The 16,650-nt window shown below is 73.4% G+C and carries 2 protein-coding genes and 2 pseudogenes; 1 reads left to right on the plus strand and 3 read right to left on the minus strand.

Annotated elements, in window-relative coordinates; all coding sequences use genetic code 11:
- Nucleotides 1–103: 103 nt before the first annotated feature.
- From Q3Y56_RS00640 to Q3Y56_RS33285, 3 genes and pseudogenes are all read right to left on the minus strand, one after another.
- A pseudogene (locus tag Q3Y56_RS00640) lies at nt 104–4,639 on the minus strand (amino acid adenylation domain-containing protein); the annotation flags it as partial.
- The gene (locus Q3Y56_RS33280; RefSeq protein WP_369696839.1) at nt 4,630–8,058 is read right to left on the minus strand and encodes a condensation domain-containing protein; all 3,429 of its coding nucleotides are present in this window, start codon (nt 8,056–8,058) and stop codon (nt 4,630–4,632) included. The pseudogene Q3Y56_RS00640 and the gene Q3Y56_RS33280, both read right to left, overlap by 10 nt.
- 14 nt (nt 8,059–8,072) lie before the next feature.
- Nucleotides 8,073–15,040 (minus strand): annotated as a pseudogene (locus Q3Y56_RS33285) (amino acid adenylation domain-containing protein).
- 348 nt (nt 15,041–15,388) lie between these two features.
- Between Q3Y56_RS33285 and Q3Y56_RS00660 the strand changes: the two are divergent.
- Nucleotides 15,389–16,561, plus strand: a complete 1,173-nt coding sequence (locus Q3Y56_RS00660; RefSeq protein ID WP_304460048.1) for a cytochrome P450 — start codon at nt 15,389–15,391, stop codon at nt 16,559–16,561.
- Nucleotides 16,562–16,650: the final 89 nt, after the last annotated feature.

Genomic DNA, 16,650 nt, shown 5'->3' on the forward strand with positions numbered 1-16,650 from the left:
ACCAGTTGCTGTCCTCCGGTGCCCCGGGAGCCTCCCGCGCGACCACGGCCGCCCTGCCCACGCCCGGATGCGCCATGAGGGCGGTCTCCACCTCGCCGGGCTCGACGCGGAAGCCGCGGACCTTCACCTGGTCGTCGACGCGTGCCTTGAACACCAACTCCCCGTCCTCCGTCCAGGCCACGACGTCTCCGGTCCGGTACATGCGGTCGCCGGGCGCGCCGAACGGGCAGGCCACGAACCGCTCCGCGGTGGTTCCCGGCCGGTTTTCGTAGCCGCGCGCCAGGCCCGAGCCCGCCAGGTACAACTCGCCCTCCACGCCCGGCGGGACGGGACGCAGCAGGCCGTCGAGGACGTGGGCCCGCGTGTTCTCCGTCGGCCGGCCTATGGGGACCGCCGCACCGACCTGCTCGGCGGCGGCGATCCGGTGGCAGGCGGCGAACACCGTCACCTCCGTCGGCCCGTACCCGTTGACGACGGTGGTCCCCGGACAGGCGCGCAGCACACGCGCCACCGCCTCGGGGGACGCCGCTTCACCGCAGGTCAGCGCCTCGCGCACGCCTGCGAAGGTCTCCGGGCGCTCCTCGGCGATCACGTTGAAGAGCCCCGCGGTCATGCTCACCCCGGTCACCCGGTGCTCCGCGATGAGCGCGGCGTACGTGTCGACGCCGAGCTTCCCGGGCGGGGCCATCACGACGGTGCCACCGCCCAGGAGCGGCACCCACATCTCGTAGCTGGAGTTGTCGAACGTCGATGCCGAGTGCAGGAGCACCCGTTCGTGGGCGCCGCCCGCCCAGTCCCGGTCCGCAGCGAAGTCCACCACGGCGCGGTGGCTGACCCCGGTGCCCTTGGGCATCCCGGTCGACCCCGAGGTGTAGATGACGTACGCGAGGCGGTCCGGCCGTCCGGCGTCCGGCAGGTCGTTCTCCGGTTCGCCGGACACGGCCGCGGCGGTGGCCGGGTCGTCCAGGATCAGCCGTGGGCAGCCGGTCTCGGGCAGGTCGGCCGCGACGCCGGAGGTGGTCACCAGGAGCGCCGGGCGGGCGTCGCGCAGCATCGACTCCAGGCGCTGCGCCGGGTCGTCGTGCGCCAGCGGCACGTACACGCCCCCGGCCTTCAGCACGGCCAGGACCGTCACCACGTGCTCCGGCGACCGGGGCACGGCCACGGCCACGGGCGACTCGCGGCCCACGCCGCGCCGCACCAGGGCGCGGGCGAGCCGGTTGGCGCGCGCGTTCAGCTCCCGGTACGTCAGCGATGTGGCGCCCCGCACCAGCGCGACGGCGTCCGGCGCCTCGGCGGCCCGCCGCTCGAAGAGCGCGGAGATCGTCACCGGCGGTGTGGGCGCGGCGGTGTCGTTGACGTCGCGCAGCAGGTCCCGCTCGGCGGGCGTCAGCGCATCCACGGCGTGCAGCCGCGTCCGCGGGCGCGTCGCCAGTTCCCGTACGAGGCGCGCGAACCGGTCGGCCAGCGCCGTGACCGTGCCGCGGTCGAACAGGTCGGTGGCGTACTCGACGAGCCCGGAGAGCCCCTGCCCGGCCCGTCGTCTCTCCTGGGTGGGCTCTTCGACCTGGAAGAGCAGGTCGAACTTCGCGGTGCCGGTCTCGACCGGTTCCTCCGTGGCCTTCACGTCGTCCAGTTCGAGGTCGCCGATGCTCTTCTGCCAGAAGAACACCACCTGGAACAGCGGGTGGTGGGCGGTGGACCGTTCGGGGTTCAGTGCTTCCACGAGCCGCTCGAAGGGCAGGTCCTGACGGTCGTAGGCGTTCAGGGCCTTGTCCCGCACCTGCCGGATCAGCTCCTCGAACGACGGGTCCGCCGACAGGTCGGCCCGCAGCACCCAGGTGTTGACGAAGAAGCCCACCAGCTCCGCCAGGCCGTCGTCGGTGCGTCCGGCGATGGGCGACCCGATGGGGAGATCGTCGCCGCCGCCCATGAGGTGCAGCAGCACCGCGAGGGCGGACTGGAGCACCATCGGTACCGTGGCGCCCTGTGCGCGTGCCACCTCCTCGACCGCGGTCAGGACGTCGGCGTCGAGGGTGAAGGTGACGGTGTCGCCCCGGTGGCCGGCCACGGGGGGACGCGGCCGGTCGAGCGGGAGTCGCAGGGGCTGCGGCACGCCGTCCAACTCCTGCCGCCAGTACGCCAGATGGGACGCCAGGAGGCTTTCGGGGTCGTCCTCGTCGCCGAGCAGCTCCCGCTGCCAGAGGGTGTAGTCGGTGTACCGCACGGGCGGTCCGCCCCACTGCGGCGACGCGCCGCGTCGCCGGGCGGAGTAGGCCGTGGCCAGGTCGCGGGCCAGTGGTCCCATGGATTCGCCGTCGGCCGCGATGTGGTGCATCAGCAGCAACAGGACGTGCTCGTCGGGCCCGCAGCGCAGTATGCGGGCCCGCACCGGAAGCTCCGCCGACAGGTCGAAGGCGCGGCTCACCTCGCTGGACACCGTGGCGGTCACCGCGTCCGGAGCGACGTCCCGCACGGGTACGTCGAGGACGACGGCCTCCGCCGGTACGACGACCTGTGCCGTGGCGCCCTGGGCATCGGCGACGAACAGGGTGCGCAGGCTCTCGTGCCGCGCCACGACGTCCCGTACGGCCGACGCCAGCGCGGCCGCGTCCAGCTCCCCGCGGAGCCGGACCACGAGCGGCAGGTGGTACGTCGGCAGCGGCTCCAGCTCGTCGAGGAACTTCACGCGCTGCTGGGCGAAGGACAGCGGCACCCGCTCGGGCCGTACCTCGGCCCGGCGCAGCGCCGGGCGCGACGACCGCCGCTGCGTGCGGGCGCGCTCGGCGAGGCGCGCCGGGGTGGGCGCCTCGAAGACCGCCCGGATCGGGACGTCCACGCCCAGCACCGCACGCATCCGGTTCACCAGGCGGGTGGCCAGCAGCGAATGCCCGCCCAGGTCGAAGAAGCCGTCGTCGGCCCCGACGCCGGCGACCCCGAGCACCTCGGCGAACAGCCGGCACAGCACCTCCTCCTGGGAGGTGCCCGGTGCCCGGTAGGCGGTGGTGGCGGTGAGTTCGGGGCTGGGCAGCGCCGTGCGGTCGAGCTTGCCGTGGGGGGACAGCGGCAGGCGGTCGAGGGAGACGAAGGCGGTGGGGACCATGTACTCCGGCAGCAGCTCGGCGGCGAACGCCCGCAGCCCGGCGAGGTCCAGCTCGGCACCGCTGTCACCGCCGACGCCGCCGGAAGGGACGACGTAGGCGATCAACCGGCGTGTCGCGGTGGCGCCTTGGGCCACTACGGCTGCCTGGTCGACGTGCGGGTGGGTGGTGAGGGCGGCTTGGATCTCGCCGGGTTCGACGCGATGGCCGCGGATCTTGACCTGGTCGTCGGCGCGGCCGAGGTACTCCAGTTCGCCGCGGGTGTTCCAGCGGGCCAGGTCGCCCGTGCGGTACATCCGTGCTCCGGCCGGGCCGAAGGGGTCCGCCACGAAGCGGTCGGCGGTCAGGTCCGGGCGGCCGAAATAGCCGCGGCTGACGGCGCCCGCCACGTACAGCTCGCCGACGGCGCCTTCGGCCAGCGGGGCCAGGCCGGGGCCGAGGACGTAGGCGCGCATGTTGCCGAGCGGGGTGCCGATCGGGGCGCTGCCGGAGCCGTCCCACTGCGCCGCGTCTGGGCCCACCGAGAAGGTCGTCGCGTAGAACGACTCGGTCTGGCCGTAGGCGTTGACGACCCGTACGCCCGGGATGGCCGCGCGGGCGCGGGCCACGAGGGACGCGGGCAGCGCCTCACCGGCGAAGACCAGTGTGGTGGGGCTGACGCGGTGGCCGAGCTCGTCGACGAGTTCGGCGAAGGCGGAGGGCACCGAGCTGATGACGTCCAGGTCCCAGCTGTCGCGTTCGGCCAGGGCCAGGACGTCGCGGACGATCTCGACGCACCCGCCGGTGGTGAGCGTGGCGAACAGTTCGAAGGCGGCGACGTCGAAGCCGATGGAGGTACCGCTGAGCATCCGCCGACCGGGCGCGAGGCCGACGCGCTGGACCAGGCTGTCCAGGCCGTTGACGACGTTGGCGTGGGTGAGGGCCACGCCCTTGGGACGGCCGGTGGAGCCGGACGTGTAGATCACGTAGGCCAGGTGCTCCGGGCGCGGGCCGGCGAGCGGCCGCGGCCCGCCGAAGGCGGCTTCGAGGTCTGCCTCGTCGACTTCCGCGTCCGCCTCGTCGACTTCGCGGTCCGCCTCGTCGAGGAGGAGAACCGGGGCAGCCGTCTCGGGCAGCTTCCGGAGGGTGTCGGCGTCGGTGAGCAGCAAGCGCGGAGCGGCGTCGGCCAGGATGTGGCCGAGGCGGGTGCCCGGGTGGTCCGGGTCGATCGGCAGATACGCGCCGCCCGCCTTCAGGATGCCCAGGACGCCGACGACGAGGTTCGCGGTGCGCGGCAGCGCCAGGGCCACCAGGGTCTCCGGGCCGACGCCGCGCCCGGCCAGTGCCCGTGCCAGGCGGTTGCTGCGGGCATCGAGATCGGCGTAGGTGTGGGCGACGTCGCCGCACACCACCGCGACCGCGTCCGGGGTCCGCGCAGCCTGCCGCTCGAAGAGTCCCGGAATCGTCGCGTCCGGCACGGCCGCGTCCGTGGCGTTGAGCGTGCGCAGCACCCGCTCCCGCTCCTCGGGGGCCAGTACCTCCACCGTGCTCACCGGCACATCGGTGCCGGCGGCGAGTCGGGCGAGGACGCGCTGGAACCGGTCCGCGATGCCCGGACCGTGGCGGCGTCGAGCACGTTCCGCTGGTGTTGCAGCCTCAGCCGCAGGTGGGGGTCGGCCGAGGCCAGCACGGTGAGCGGGTAGTGCGCGCCGGACAGCGGGCGGATGCCGGTGACCTCGACCCCCGCGGCCGCGGTCGCCTCGCCGAAGCCCACCCGGTCCACCGGATACGACTCGAAGGCGACGAGGCTGTCGAACAGCACGCTCGTACCGGTGGCCCGGTGGATCTCGGCGAGGCCGTAGTGGTGGTGGTCGAGCAGCGCCACCTGGCGTTCCTGGAGGTCGGTGAGGACCTGCGCGAGGCTCTGTCCGGGCCTGCATCGCACCCGCACCGGCAGCGTGTTGATGAACATGCCGACCATCGCGTCGACGTCGGGCACCGCGGGCGGGCGGCCGGACACCGTGGCGCCGAACACCACGTCGTCCCGGCCCGTCAGGCCGCCGACCAGCAGCGCCCAGGCGCCCTGGACCACGGTGTTCAAGGTGACGCCCGACTCGGCGGCCCGCGCGGACAGACCGCGGGCCAGCTCCACCGGGACGGGCACCTCGACCTGGCCGAACCCTTCGGCCTCGGGCTCCGTCCGCGCCGAACCGGGATCCGGCTCCGCCGCGCCCGACCCGGCCGCCACCACGGGGGCAAGAAGCGTCGGCTCCGTCACCCCCGCCAGCTCCGCGGCCCACGCGTTTGCCGCCGCCTCCTGGTCCTGCCCGGCCAGCCACGTCAGGAAGTCCCGGTACCGCGGCGCCCCCGGCAGCGCGGAGGCGTCGCCCCCGGCCCCGTACAGCCGCAGCAGATCCTGGGTGAGCACCGGCAGCGACCAGCCGTCGAACAGCAGGTGATGGGCGGTCAGGACCAGCTCGAAGCGCTCGGGGCCCCGCTTCACCAAGGCCATGCGCAGCAGTGGCGGCTTCGCCACGTCGAAGTGGTTCCGCAGGTCCTCGGTCAGGAAGGCCTCGAAGGCCGCACTCCGCTCGGTGTCCCCGCCGCTCGCCTCTCCCGCTTCTCCCGCTTCTCCCGCTTCTCCGGCCAGGTCGATCTCTCGCCACGGCAGCTTCACGCCGTCCACCACGACCTGCACCGAGTCCCCGTCGGCGTCCGCGACGAAGGCCGTCCGCAGGTTCGCGTACCGGTCCAGGAGCGCCTGCCCGGCCGCCCGCATCCGCGCGGCCTCCACCCGCCCGCGCAGATGCAGGACGAACTGCACGTGGTACGCGTCCGGCTCCCCGTCGGCGTACAGCGCGTGGAACAGCAACCCTGACTGGAGCGGGGTGAGCGGCCACACCTCCGCGAGCCCCGGGTAGCGGCGCTCCCACGCTTCGATGTCGCGCTGGCCGACGGGCACCAGCGGCACGTCCGACGGCGTGAGCCCGCCCGCGTCCGGCAGGTCGGCGTGGCGGGCGAGGCCGTCGAGGGCGGCGGCCCACAGATCCGCGAGCTCCTGTACCTGCGCGCGGGACACCGTGCCGGTGGCGAACTCGAACTCCGCGTCGAGGCACGGCCCGTGCGGGGTGTCGACGACCATCGAGTTGATCTGCAGCGCGGTGAGCGCGGGCATGTCTCCGGCCATCTCACCTGTCGGCTCGCCCAGGCCGGTGACCTGGGTGAAGCCGAGGCCGCGCTGCTGTTCCGGCATGTCGGTGGGGGTGAACCGGCCCAGGTAGTTGAAGCCGATCTGGCCGGTGGGGTGTGCGCGGAGCACGGCGGCGGCTTGCGAGTTGAGCTCGCGCAGCAGCCCGTAGCCGATGCCGTCGTCGGGCACGGCCAGGAGCTGTTCCTTGACCGCCTTGACCGCCCTGCCCGCGGCGGCACCGCCTGCGAAGGCCTCGTCCACGTCGCATCCGGTCACGTCCAGGCGGACGGGGTACATGCTGGTGAACCAGCCCACCGTGCGCGACAGGTCGGCTCCCGGAATCGCCGCTTCCGCGCGTCCGTGGCCTTCGAGGCCGACGAGGAGCGAGTGTGCGTCGGCTCCCTGGGCGCGGCGCCAGCGGGCGACGGCGAGGGCGAGGCCGGTGAGCAGGCCGTCGTTGACCCCGCAGCGGAAGGCCGTGGGCACGGCCGTCAGGAGCGCTTCGGTGACCGCCGCGGGCAGCCGCAGGCGCACGGTGTCCACCGTGGAGCGGACGTCCACCGCGGGGTCGAACCTGCGGGCGCCGAGCGCCGGGTCGGGCCCGTCCACGAGAGCGAGCCACCGGGGCAGCTCGGCCGCCCTGCGCTCGCTGTGGGCCTCCGTGACGAGGGCGTGCGTCCACCGCCGGAACGACGTGCCCACCGCGGGCAGCTCCGGCGCCCGGCCCGCGCGTACCGCGCTCCAGGCGGCTGCGAGGTCCGGCAGCAGGATGCGCCACGACACCCCGTCCACCACCAGGTGGTGCAGTACGACCAGAAGCCGCCCCGCGCCCCCGGCCGGTCCCGGGTCGAACCAGACGAACCGGGCCATCACCCCGGCCGCCGGATCGAGCAGGTCCGTCGCGGCGGCCCGCTCGGCCGCCACCGCCTGCCGCCTCGTCTCGCCCCACGGTCCGTCGTCCGCGGCGCGCTCCGGCCCGCAGTCCACGCGGCGCAGCAGCGCCTCCGTGTCCACCGAGCCCGGGGCGCCCACGAGCAGCCCTCCGCCGTCGTCGGTCACCAGCCGTGCGCGCAGCACGTCGTGGCGGTCGACGACCGCGTCCAGGGTGGCGAGCAGCCCGGCCCGGTCGATGCCCTCGGGCAGCTCGAGCAGGACCGACATGGAGAACCGGTCGGTGTCGCCGCCTCGCTCGCGGATGTACCGCGCGATGGGCGGGAGCGGCAGCGGTCCTGTGCCGCCGCCGTCGAGCTCGTCGAGGACCGCGCCCCGGGCGTCGTCGCTCCGCTCGGCGCGCGCCGGCCGGGCCAGTTCGGCCACCGTCCGGTGCTGGAAGATCTGGCGTGCGGTGACCTCCACACCCCGCGTGCGGGCGCGCGAGACCACCTGGATGGAGCGGATGCTGTCGCCGCCGGAGGCGAAGAAGTCGTCGTCGACGCCGACCCGGTCCAGGCCGAGGACCTCGGCGTACACGTCCGCGAGGACCTGTTCCTGCGGGGACCGGGGTGCCCGGTAGGCGTCGGTGGCGAACTCGGGCTCCGGCAGCGCCGACAGGTCGAGCTTGCCGTTGCGCGCCAGCGGCAGCCGGTCGAGGAGAACGTATGCCGCCGGGACCATGAACTCCGGCAGCCGGTCCGCCACGAACCGGCGCAGCTCCGCGGCGGACACCCCGACGTGGAAGTCGATGTCGCCGGTGCCCGCGATGCCGCCCTCGGCGACGCGCACGACGTACGCCACGAGCTTCCGGGCGCCGCCCGTCCCCTCCCGCACGACCACGACGGCCTGTGCCACACCGGGGTGTGCGGTCAGCGCGGCCTCGACCTCACCGGGTTCGATCCGGAACCCGCGGATCTTCACCTGCGCGTCCGTGCGCCCCCGGTAGACGAGGCGGCCGTCCGGCGTCCACGTCACGAGGTCCCCGGTGCGGTACATGCGCTCACCGGCCACGCCGAACGGGCAGGCGACAAAGCGCTCCGCGGTCAGCGCGGGGCGGCCCAGGTAGCCGCGGGCCAGCTGGTCGCCGGCGATGTACAGCTCCCCCGGCACCCCCGTGGGCACCGGTCGCAGCGCCGCGTCCAGGACGTAGGTGCGGGTGTTGTCCAGCGGCCGCCCGATCGGCACGACCGTTTCGGCATCCGCCGCCTCGCGCATCTTGTGGGCGGACGCGGCCACGGTCGTCTCCGTGGGCCCGTAGCCGTTGACGACCGTGATGCCCGGGCAGGCGGCCAGGACGCGCTCGACCGCCGCCGGGGGCACGACGTCGCCGCCCGACCACACCTCACGCAGGCCCGTGAACGCCTCGGGCCGCTCCTCCGCGACCGCCCGGAAGAGCCCTGCCGTCATCAGGATCCCGGTGACCCGGTGTTCGGCGATCACCGCCGCCAGGTCAGCCGGGGCGTAGGAGTCCGTCGGGGTCACCACGATCGTGCCGCCGCCCAGGAGCGGCACGAACAGCTCGTACGTAGAGGTGTCGAAGGCCTGCGTCGAGTGGAACAGGACGCGCTCGTGGCCGCCGCCCGCGAAACAGCGGTCGAGGGCGAGGCTCACCACGCCGCGGTGGGTGACCCCGACGCCCTTCGGGGTGCCGGTGGAGCCGGAGGTGTGCATCACGTAGGCGAGGTGCTGCGGCGCCAGGAGAGCGGTACGGTCCGCGTCCGTCAGGTCGGAGCCGTCACCGGTGCCGAGGTCCATCCGGTCGAGAAGGACCTCTTCGGATCCGTGTCCGGGCAGCATGCCCCGCGTCGCCGTGTCCGTCAGGACGAGTCGCGGGTCCGCGTCCGCCAGGACGAGGCCCACGCGGCCGCTCGGGTAACGGGGGTCGACGGGCACATAGCCCGCACCGGCCTTGAGCACGCCGAGGAGCGCCACGACGAGCTCGGCCGAGTGCGGCAGCGCGACCGCCACGAGGTCATCGGGGCCGGCACCGCGCCGCACCAGTGCGCGGGCGAGCCGGTTGGCCCGCGCGTTCAGCTCCCGGTACGTGAGCGAGGTGCCGCCGTGCACCACCGCGAGGGCGTCGGGCGTCGCGGCGGCTCGCTGCTCGAAGAGCGCGGGGATCGTCAAGTTCGGCGTGGTGGCGTCCGTGGCGTTGAAGGCGCGCAGCAGCCGGTCGCGCTCCTCGGGCCCCAGCACGTCCACCGTGCGCAGTCGCGCCCGCGGGGTCGTCACCAGCTCCCGTACGAGGCGTACGAACCGGTCCGCGAGGGCCTCGGCGGTGCTCCGGTCGAACAGGTCGGTGGCGTACTCCACGCCGCCCACGACGCCGCGCCCGGGGGTGTCGGCGAGCGCGAACGCGAGGTCGAACTTGGCGGTGCCGGTCGGGATCAGCTCGAAGGCCGACCGGAGCCCCGGCACGTCGAAGACCTGGTGGTCCGTGGTGCGCCAGCCGAACATCACCTGGAACAGCGGGTGATAGGCGGTGGACCGCTCCGGGTTCAGCGCCTCGACCAGTCGTTCGAAGGGCACGTCCTGATGGTCGTACGCGCGCACGGCCTTGTCCCGCACCTGCCGCACCACGTCCTCGAACGTCGGGTCGCCCGACAGGTCGGCCCGCAGCACCCAGGTGTTGACGAAGAACCCCACCAGGTCGCCGAGCTCCTCGTCGGTCCGTCCGGCGATCGGGACGCCCACGGTCAGGTCGTCACCGCCGCTCATCAGGTGCAGCAGCACCGTGAGGGCGGACTGGAGCACCATCGGCACGGTGGCGCCCTGGGCTCGCGCCACCTCCTCGACGGCCGCCAGGACGTCGGTGTCGAGGACGAATTCGACGGTGTCGCCCCGGTGGCCGGCCACGGGGGACGCGGCCGGTCGAGCGGGAGCGGCAGCGGCTGCACCACGCCGCCCAACTCATCGCGCCAGTAGTCCAGTTGGGTCGACAGAAGGCTTTCGGGGTCGTCGTCCTCGCCGAGCAGCTCCCGCTGCCAGAGCGTGTAGTCGGCGTAACTCACGGGCAGTTCGCCCCACTGCGGTGCCTCGCCCCGCCGTCGGGCGGTGTAGGCGGTGGCCAGGTCGCGGGCCAGTGGTCCCATGGACTCACCGTCGGCCGCGATGTGGTGGATCAGGAGCACCAGCACGTGCTCGTCCGGGCCGCGGCGCAGAACGCACGCCCGCACAGGCAGCTCCGCCGACAGGTCGAACCGGTACGCGGCTTCCTCCGCCACGGTGGCGTCCACCGCCTGCGGCGCCACCTCCCGCACCGGGATGTCGAGCACCAGGTCGTGCTCCGCCACGACGATTTGCGTCGCGACGCCCTGGTCGTCGGCGACGAACAGCGTGCGCAGGCTCTCGTGCCGCACCACGACGTCCCGTACCGCCGACGCCAGCGCCGCCACGTCCAGCTCCCCGCTCAGGGGCAGGACGTACGACAGGTTGTAGGTGGCCGAAGGGCCCTCGTAGCGGTGCAGGAACCACAGGCGATGCTGGGCGAACGACAGGGGCACCCGCTCGGGCCGTACGTCGGCCCTCCGCAGCGCCGGGCGCGACGATCGCGCCTCCGTGCCCACGCGCTCGGCGAGGCCCGCCACGGTGGGCGCCTCGAAGACCGCCCGGATCGGGACGTCCACGCCCAGCACCGCGCGCATCCGGTTCACCAGACGCGTGACCAGCAGCGAATGCCCGCCCAGGTCGAGGAAGCCGTCGTCGATCCCGACGCTCTCGACCCCGAGCACCTCGGCGAACAGCGCGCACAGCACCTCCTCCCGCGCGGTGCGCGGCGCCCGCCCCGTCCCCGCACCGGCGCGGTCGGGCGCGGGCAGCGCACGCCGGTCGAGCTTGCCGTTCGGGTTCAGCGGCACCTCGGTGAGGGGCACGACCACCGACGGCACCATGGAGGCGGGCAGCCGCCCGGCCACGAACGCGCGCAGGTCCCGGGAGGCCGGAGCGGTGAGGCCCGGCTCGGGCACCACATACCCCACGAGGCGCCGGTCGCCGTCGTGCTCGTCGCTGACGACGACAGCCTGGGCGACATCCGGGTGCTCGCTCAGCGCGGCCTGCACTTCGCCGAGTTCGACGCGATGGCCGCGGATCTTGACCTGGTCGTCGGCGCGCCCGTGGAAGACGAGCCGCCCGCCGCGGCTCCGGGTGACGACGTCGCCCGTGCGGTACATGCGGCGGCCGGGCTCGCCGTACGGGCAGGCCACGAAGCGTTCGGAGGTCAGGCCCGGACGGCCCAGGTAGCCGCGGGCCAGGGAGTCGCCCGCCAGGTACAGGTCGCCCGCCGCTCCCGTGGGGACGGGGCGCAGCGCGTCGTCGAGGACGTACAGGTCGGTGTGGACGACGGGGCGGCCGATGGGCGGCGTGCGGCCGTCGGCGGTCAGCGGGTCGCTGAAGGTCACGAACACCGTGGCCTCGGTCGGGCCGTAGGCGTTGACCATCTCCCGGCCCGTGGACCAGGCGGTCACGAGCTCGGGGGTGACCGCGTCGCCGCCGACCACCAGGGAGGTCGCGGTGGGCAGCGAGCCGGTCGGCAGCGTGCCGAGCACGGCGGGCGGCAGGAAGGAATGCGTGATCTGCCGCTCGGTGATCGTCCCGGTCAGCGGGGTGCCCGGCACCAGCCGGTCCTCCGGGACGAGGACCAGCGTGGCGTCGGTGAACAGCGCCGTGCACAGCTCGTGGACCGAGGCGTCGAAGCTCGGCGAGGCGAACCACAGCACACGGCTGTCAGCGGCCAGGCCGAGGCGGCTGAGCTGGGTCGCGGCGAGGGCGGCGATGCCGGAGTGGGTGACGGCCACGCCCTTGGGCCGCCCGGTCGAGCCCGAGGTGTACATGACGTACGCGGTCTGCGCGATGCGCAGGGGACCGCCCCGCTCCTCGTCGGTCACCGGGCCGCTGTCGTGCCGCGCCACCGTCGTGCTGACGGCCGGGTCGTCCAGCCGCAGGACGGGCACGGCCAGGTCGGGCAGTTCCGCCGCGGTGGCGGCGTCCGCCACGACGAGCAGGGCGCCGGAGTCGGCCAGCATGTAGCCGATCCGGTCCGCGGGATATCCCGAGTCCACCGGCAGATAGACGCCGCCGGCCTTCATCACGGCGAGCAGCGCCACCACCAGGTCGGGCGAGCGGCCCAGCGACACCGCCACCGCCGTCTCCGTCGTCACTCCGCGCCGCAGCAGTTCGCGCGCGAGCCGGTTGGCGCGGGCGTCCACCTCCGCGTTCGTCAGCGACAGGTCGCCGTATTCGAGCGTCACCGCGTCGGGCGCCGCGCCGGCCCGCTGCTCGAACATCCCGGGGAAGGTGTCCTGTTCGACCGGCTGGGCGGTGTCGTCGTGCTGGTCCAGCAGGTGCGCGCGCTCGGCGGGCGTGAGCAGGTCGAGGCGGCCGACGGTGGTGCCGGAGTCGGCTGCGATCTGCTCAAGGACGTGCGCGAGGCGCTCCGCGACGTCCTGGGCGGCCGCGCGGCCGACGAGGTCGGGCCGGTACTGCAGGGCCACGTGGAGGTGCGGCTCGGCGGTGACGGTCACCGTGAGCGGGTAATGGGTGCCCACGAGCGGGCGGACTCCGGTGACCGCGAAGCCGGTGCCGCTCGCGGCGCCGTGCTCCACCGTGTAGGTCTCGGACGTCACCAGGGTGTCGAAGAGCCGGCTCGTGCCCATGGCCCGGTGGATGTCGGTGAGGCCGCAGCAGTGGCCGTGCAGCGCCTGTTGCCGCTCCCGCATGCCGCGCAGCACGTCCGCGACGGTGTCCGTGGGCGCGAGGCACACCCGCGCGGGGAGCGTGTTGACGAACAGCCCGGCCATCGCGTCGACGTCCGCCACCGCGTCCGGGCGCCCGGGCACGGTCACGCCGAAGACCACGTCCCGCCGCCCGGTCAGGGCGCCGAGGAGGAGAGCCCAGGCGCCCTGCACCACGGTGTCCGGCGTGACGCCCAGCGCGTCCGCCTGCCGGGAGAGCGCGCTCACGGCCTCCTCGGCCAGGCGCACCTCGACCTCGCCGAACCCGTTGGCCATGGGGTCCATCGGACCGGGCCCCTCGGCCGCGGGCTCCACCGCTTCGGAACCGGCCCCGGCCGCCCCCGCCGTGACGACGGGGGCAAGGAGCGTCGGCTCCGTCACTCCCGCCAGTTCCTCGGCCCACGCCCGGGCGGCGGCATCCCGGTCCTGCCCGGAAAGCCACACCAGGAAATCGCGGAATTCAGGATTCCGGGGCGCTGCGGGCGCGTCCCCACCTACCGCGTAAAGGCGTTGCAGATCCCTCACCAGAACGGGCAGCGAAAGTCCATCGAAAAGCATTTGATGGGCCGTCAGAATCAGCGCGTACCGCTCTTCCGCGGTCCGGGCCAAGGCCATGCGCAGCAAGGGGGCGCGCCCGTGTCGAAGGGTTTGCCGAATTCCTCCGAGCGCAACGCGTCAAAGGCTTCGGAGGCCGTCGGCTCCGCCTCTAAGTGTGTCAGGTCCACCGCGTGCCACGGCAGTTCCACTCCCGCCACGACGACTTGCAGCAGGTCTCCGTCGGCGCCCGCCACGCAAGCCACGCGCAAGTTCGCGTACCGGTCCAGGAGAGCCTGACCGGCGGTCCGCATCCGCTCGCCGTCCACCGGCCCCTGTAGGTCGAGAACGATCTGCATGCGATAGGCGTCCCGAGCGGAATCGCCCACCAGCGAGTGGAAGACGAGACCGGACTGCAAGGGGGTCAGCGGCCACACTTCCACCAGGCCCGGGTAGCGCCGCTCCCACGCCTCCATCTCGCGCGGACCCGTCGGCACCAAGGACACGCCGACCGCCTCGAGCCGCCGGTCGGGCTCGGCCACGACCTGGCGTACGACCCGCACGAACCGTTCGGCGAGCGACTGCGCCGTCGGCCGGTCGCACACGGCGTCGGAGTACTGGAGCACGCCGGTCGTCCGGCCGCCGGAGTGCCCGTCAAGGGGGCGGTGCAGGGCGAACGGAAGCCTCTCGGCGCCGTACGAGCCCGCGTCCCGTTCCCGCATCCGCCGGAGCAGCGCGGCGAACGACGGATCGTCGTGCCACAGGTCCGCCGGTACCGCCGAGGCATCGGTGAAGAGCCACACGCGGCCCACCGCGCCCTGGCCAGGAGGCGCGGACTCCCCGCCGGCCCCGGTAGCCCCGGCAGGCCCGGCGACGGGCAGCCCCACAGCCAGGCCGTCGCCCCCGCCGAGCCGCCGCAGGAGCACCGCGAACGCCGCCTCCAGCACGCCGGGGGCCGTGGTGCCCCACTGGAGGGCCAACGCCTCCACTGCGGAGAGGAGTTCGTCATCGAGGCCGAATTCCACCGTGTCGTGGTCGCCCCGGGAGGCGTCCGGCTCACGTGCGGGGGGACCGCCTCGCCGACGCGCGGCATACGCCGCCTCCAGGTCCCGTACGAGCGACGCCGACCGCCCGGCGTCGTCGCCTTCGCGCCGTACCGGGAGGCTCACCACGTGATCGTCGGCGCCGCGCCGGACCAGCCCGGCATCGTCACCGTCTTCGGCAGCGCCCGCGACCTCCCGGACCGCCGACGCCAGTGCGTCCGTGTCCAGTTCGCCCTTCAGGCGCAGGACGAGCATGTCCGCCTGGACCGTCGTCGCATCCGCGCGACGCTCCGCGAACCACGCCCCGCGTCGCACCGAAGACAAAGAGGTCATCTGGGTCTGCTCCTGTTCCTCGCATACCGGAACAGACCCGCGATGGATCTGATCCGCCCCGCCGTTGATGCGCGAAATGAATGACAGCGTTCTGCGGTTACCTCCTGCCGGAGTCAAAGGACGACAACTCGCCGAACCGGCAGTGACTTTCTCTACGCGTACTGGTCTCGATCGCTTCCCGAAGCATGCCACCGCCATGCGTGACTGTCCCGTAAACGATCAAACAAGTGCGATGTCATCGCCGCGGAAACCCGATTCCGGCGTGGGGCGTCCCGTCGACGGGACAGCCCCCCTGGCGTCCGGTCAGGTCACACCGCTCACTACCTCTCCTGTGGACGTCTTTCGGTTCACCGTCTCCCGGTCGGCAGGTACGTTATCGGGGTTTGCGGAGTTGACATCTCCGTCATCGGCAGCCTTTTTTCGGACGGAATAGAGAAGATTTCGGACAGCCGGTCGGGGCTTGTGTACGGGGCAATGAGCAGCACCAAGCGGATCGCTGTATTCCGGCTGCCCGGCAGCCGACCATCACGGGGAGGGAGCACACCCATGACGCAGTGCCCGTACCACAACCTGGGCCCACTGCCCGAGTTCTTCGCGCCGGGTGGCCCCGACGAGGACGACGTCCGGCAGATCGTCACGCCGACCGGCGACAAGATGTGGCTCGTGCGCGACTACGCGCTCGGCCGGCTCGTTCTTGCGGACAAGCGGTTCAGCCGCACCGCCGCGGTGCGGCCGGGCGCGCCGACGTTCAACGACGCGCAGCCGGTGCCGGAGTCGATGATGAGCAGGGACGGCAAGGAGCACGCCCGGCTGCGCAAGACCGTCGCGGGCCACTTCACCGCCCGCAGGATGGCCGCGATGGCCCCGCGCGTCGAGCGTCTGACGGACCGGTACCTGGACCGGCTCGAGTCGGCGGGCCCCGGCGCCGACCTCATGGAGGGCCTCGCCGATCCGCTGCCGCTCGACGTCCTGTGCCAGCTGCTCGGCGTGCCCCTCGAGGACGGCGCGACATTCCGCGACTGGGTCGAGGTGCTCTTCGACATCTCCGCCAGCAGCCCGCAGGAGAAGGGCCGCAAGCGCCTCGAACTGAGCGCCTACATGGCCGACCTGCTCGCCGAGAAGCGCAGCGCGCCACAGGACGACCTGCTCACCTCGCTGATCCAGGCGCAGGACAGGGGCGAGCTGACGCCGGGTGAGCTGATCACCCTCGGGCTCACGCTGCTCATGGCCGGGTACGAGACCACGGTCGGCCAGATCGCCACGTCGGCGCATGTGCTGCTCTCCGAACCGGGGGCCTACCGCGAACTCGTCGACCACCCCGACCGGGTGGACGCCGCGGTCGAGGAGCTGATGCGCGTGTCTCCCACCACGCCGCTGAGCTTCTCGCGCGTCGCGGTCGAGCCGGTGCGGCTCGGCAGCGTCCTGGTGCAGGCGGGGGACGGCGTGATGGTCTCGCTCCTGAACGGCAACCGCGACGGCAAGGTCTACCCGGAACCGGAGTATCTGGCTCCGGAGAGCCGGGACAACGTCCATCTCACCTTCGGCCATGGCCTGCACCGCTGCCTGGGCGCCCCGTTGGCCCGCCTCCAACTGCAGATCGTCTTCGGCCGCCTGGTGCGCCGCTTCCCGCACCTGCGCTTCGCCGACGTCCCCGAGCCGGCGGTCTGGAAGGACGGCATGGGCACCCGCGGTCTGTCCCGGCTGCTCGTGGACTGGTAGGCGCTCCCCGTGCCCGCCACCGGCGCTCCCCCTCCGGAGCGGCTCTCCCCACCACACCGCTCGGCCTTCAGTGAGGAATGGCATGTCAG

This window comes from Streptomyces sp. XD-27 (assembly GCF_030553055.1).
Classification (GTDB): domain Bacteria; phylum Actinomycetota; class Actinomycetes; order Streptomycetales; family Streptomycetaceae; genus Streptomyces.

What these genes read in the sequence shown, in the direction of transcription:
- Q3Y56_RS00660 (WP_304460048.1), top strand. Translation starts at nt 15,389, where the DNA reads ATGACGCAGTGCCCGTACCACAACCTGGGCCCACTGCCCGAGTTCTTC.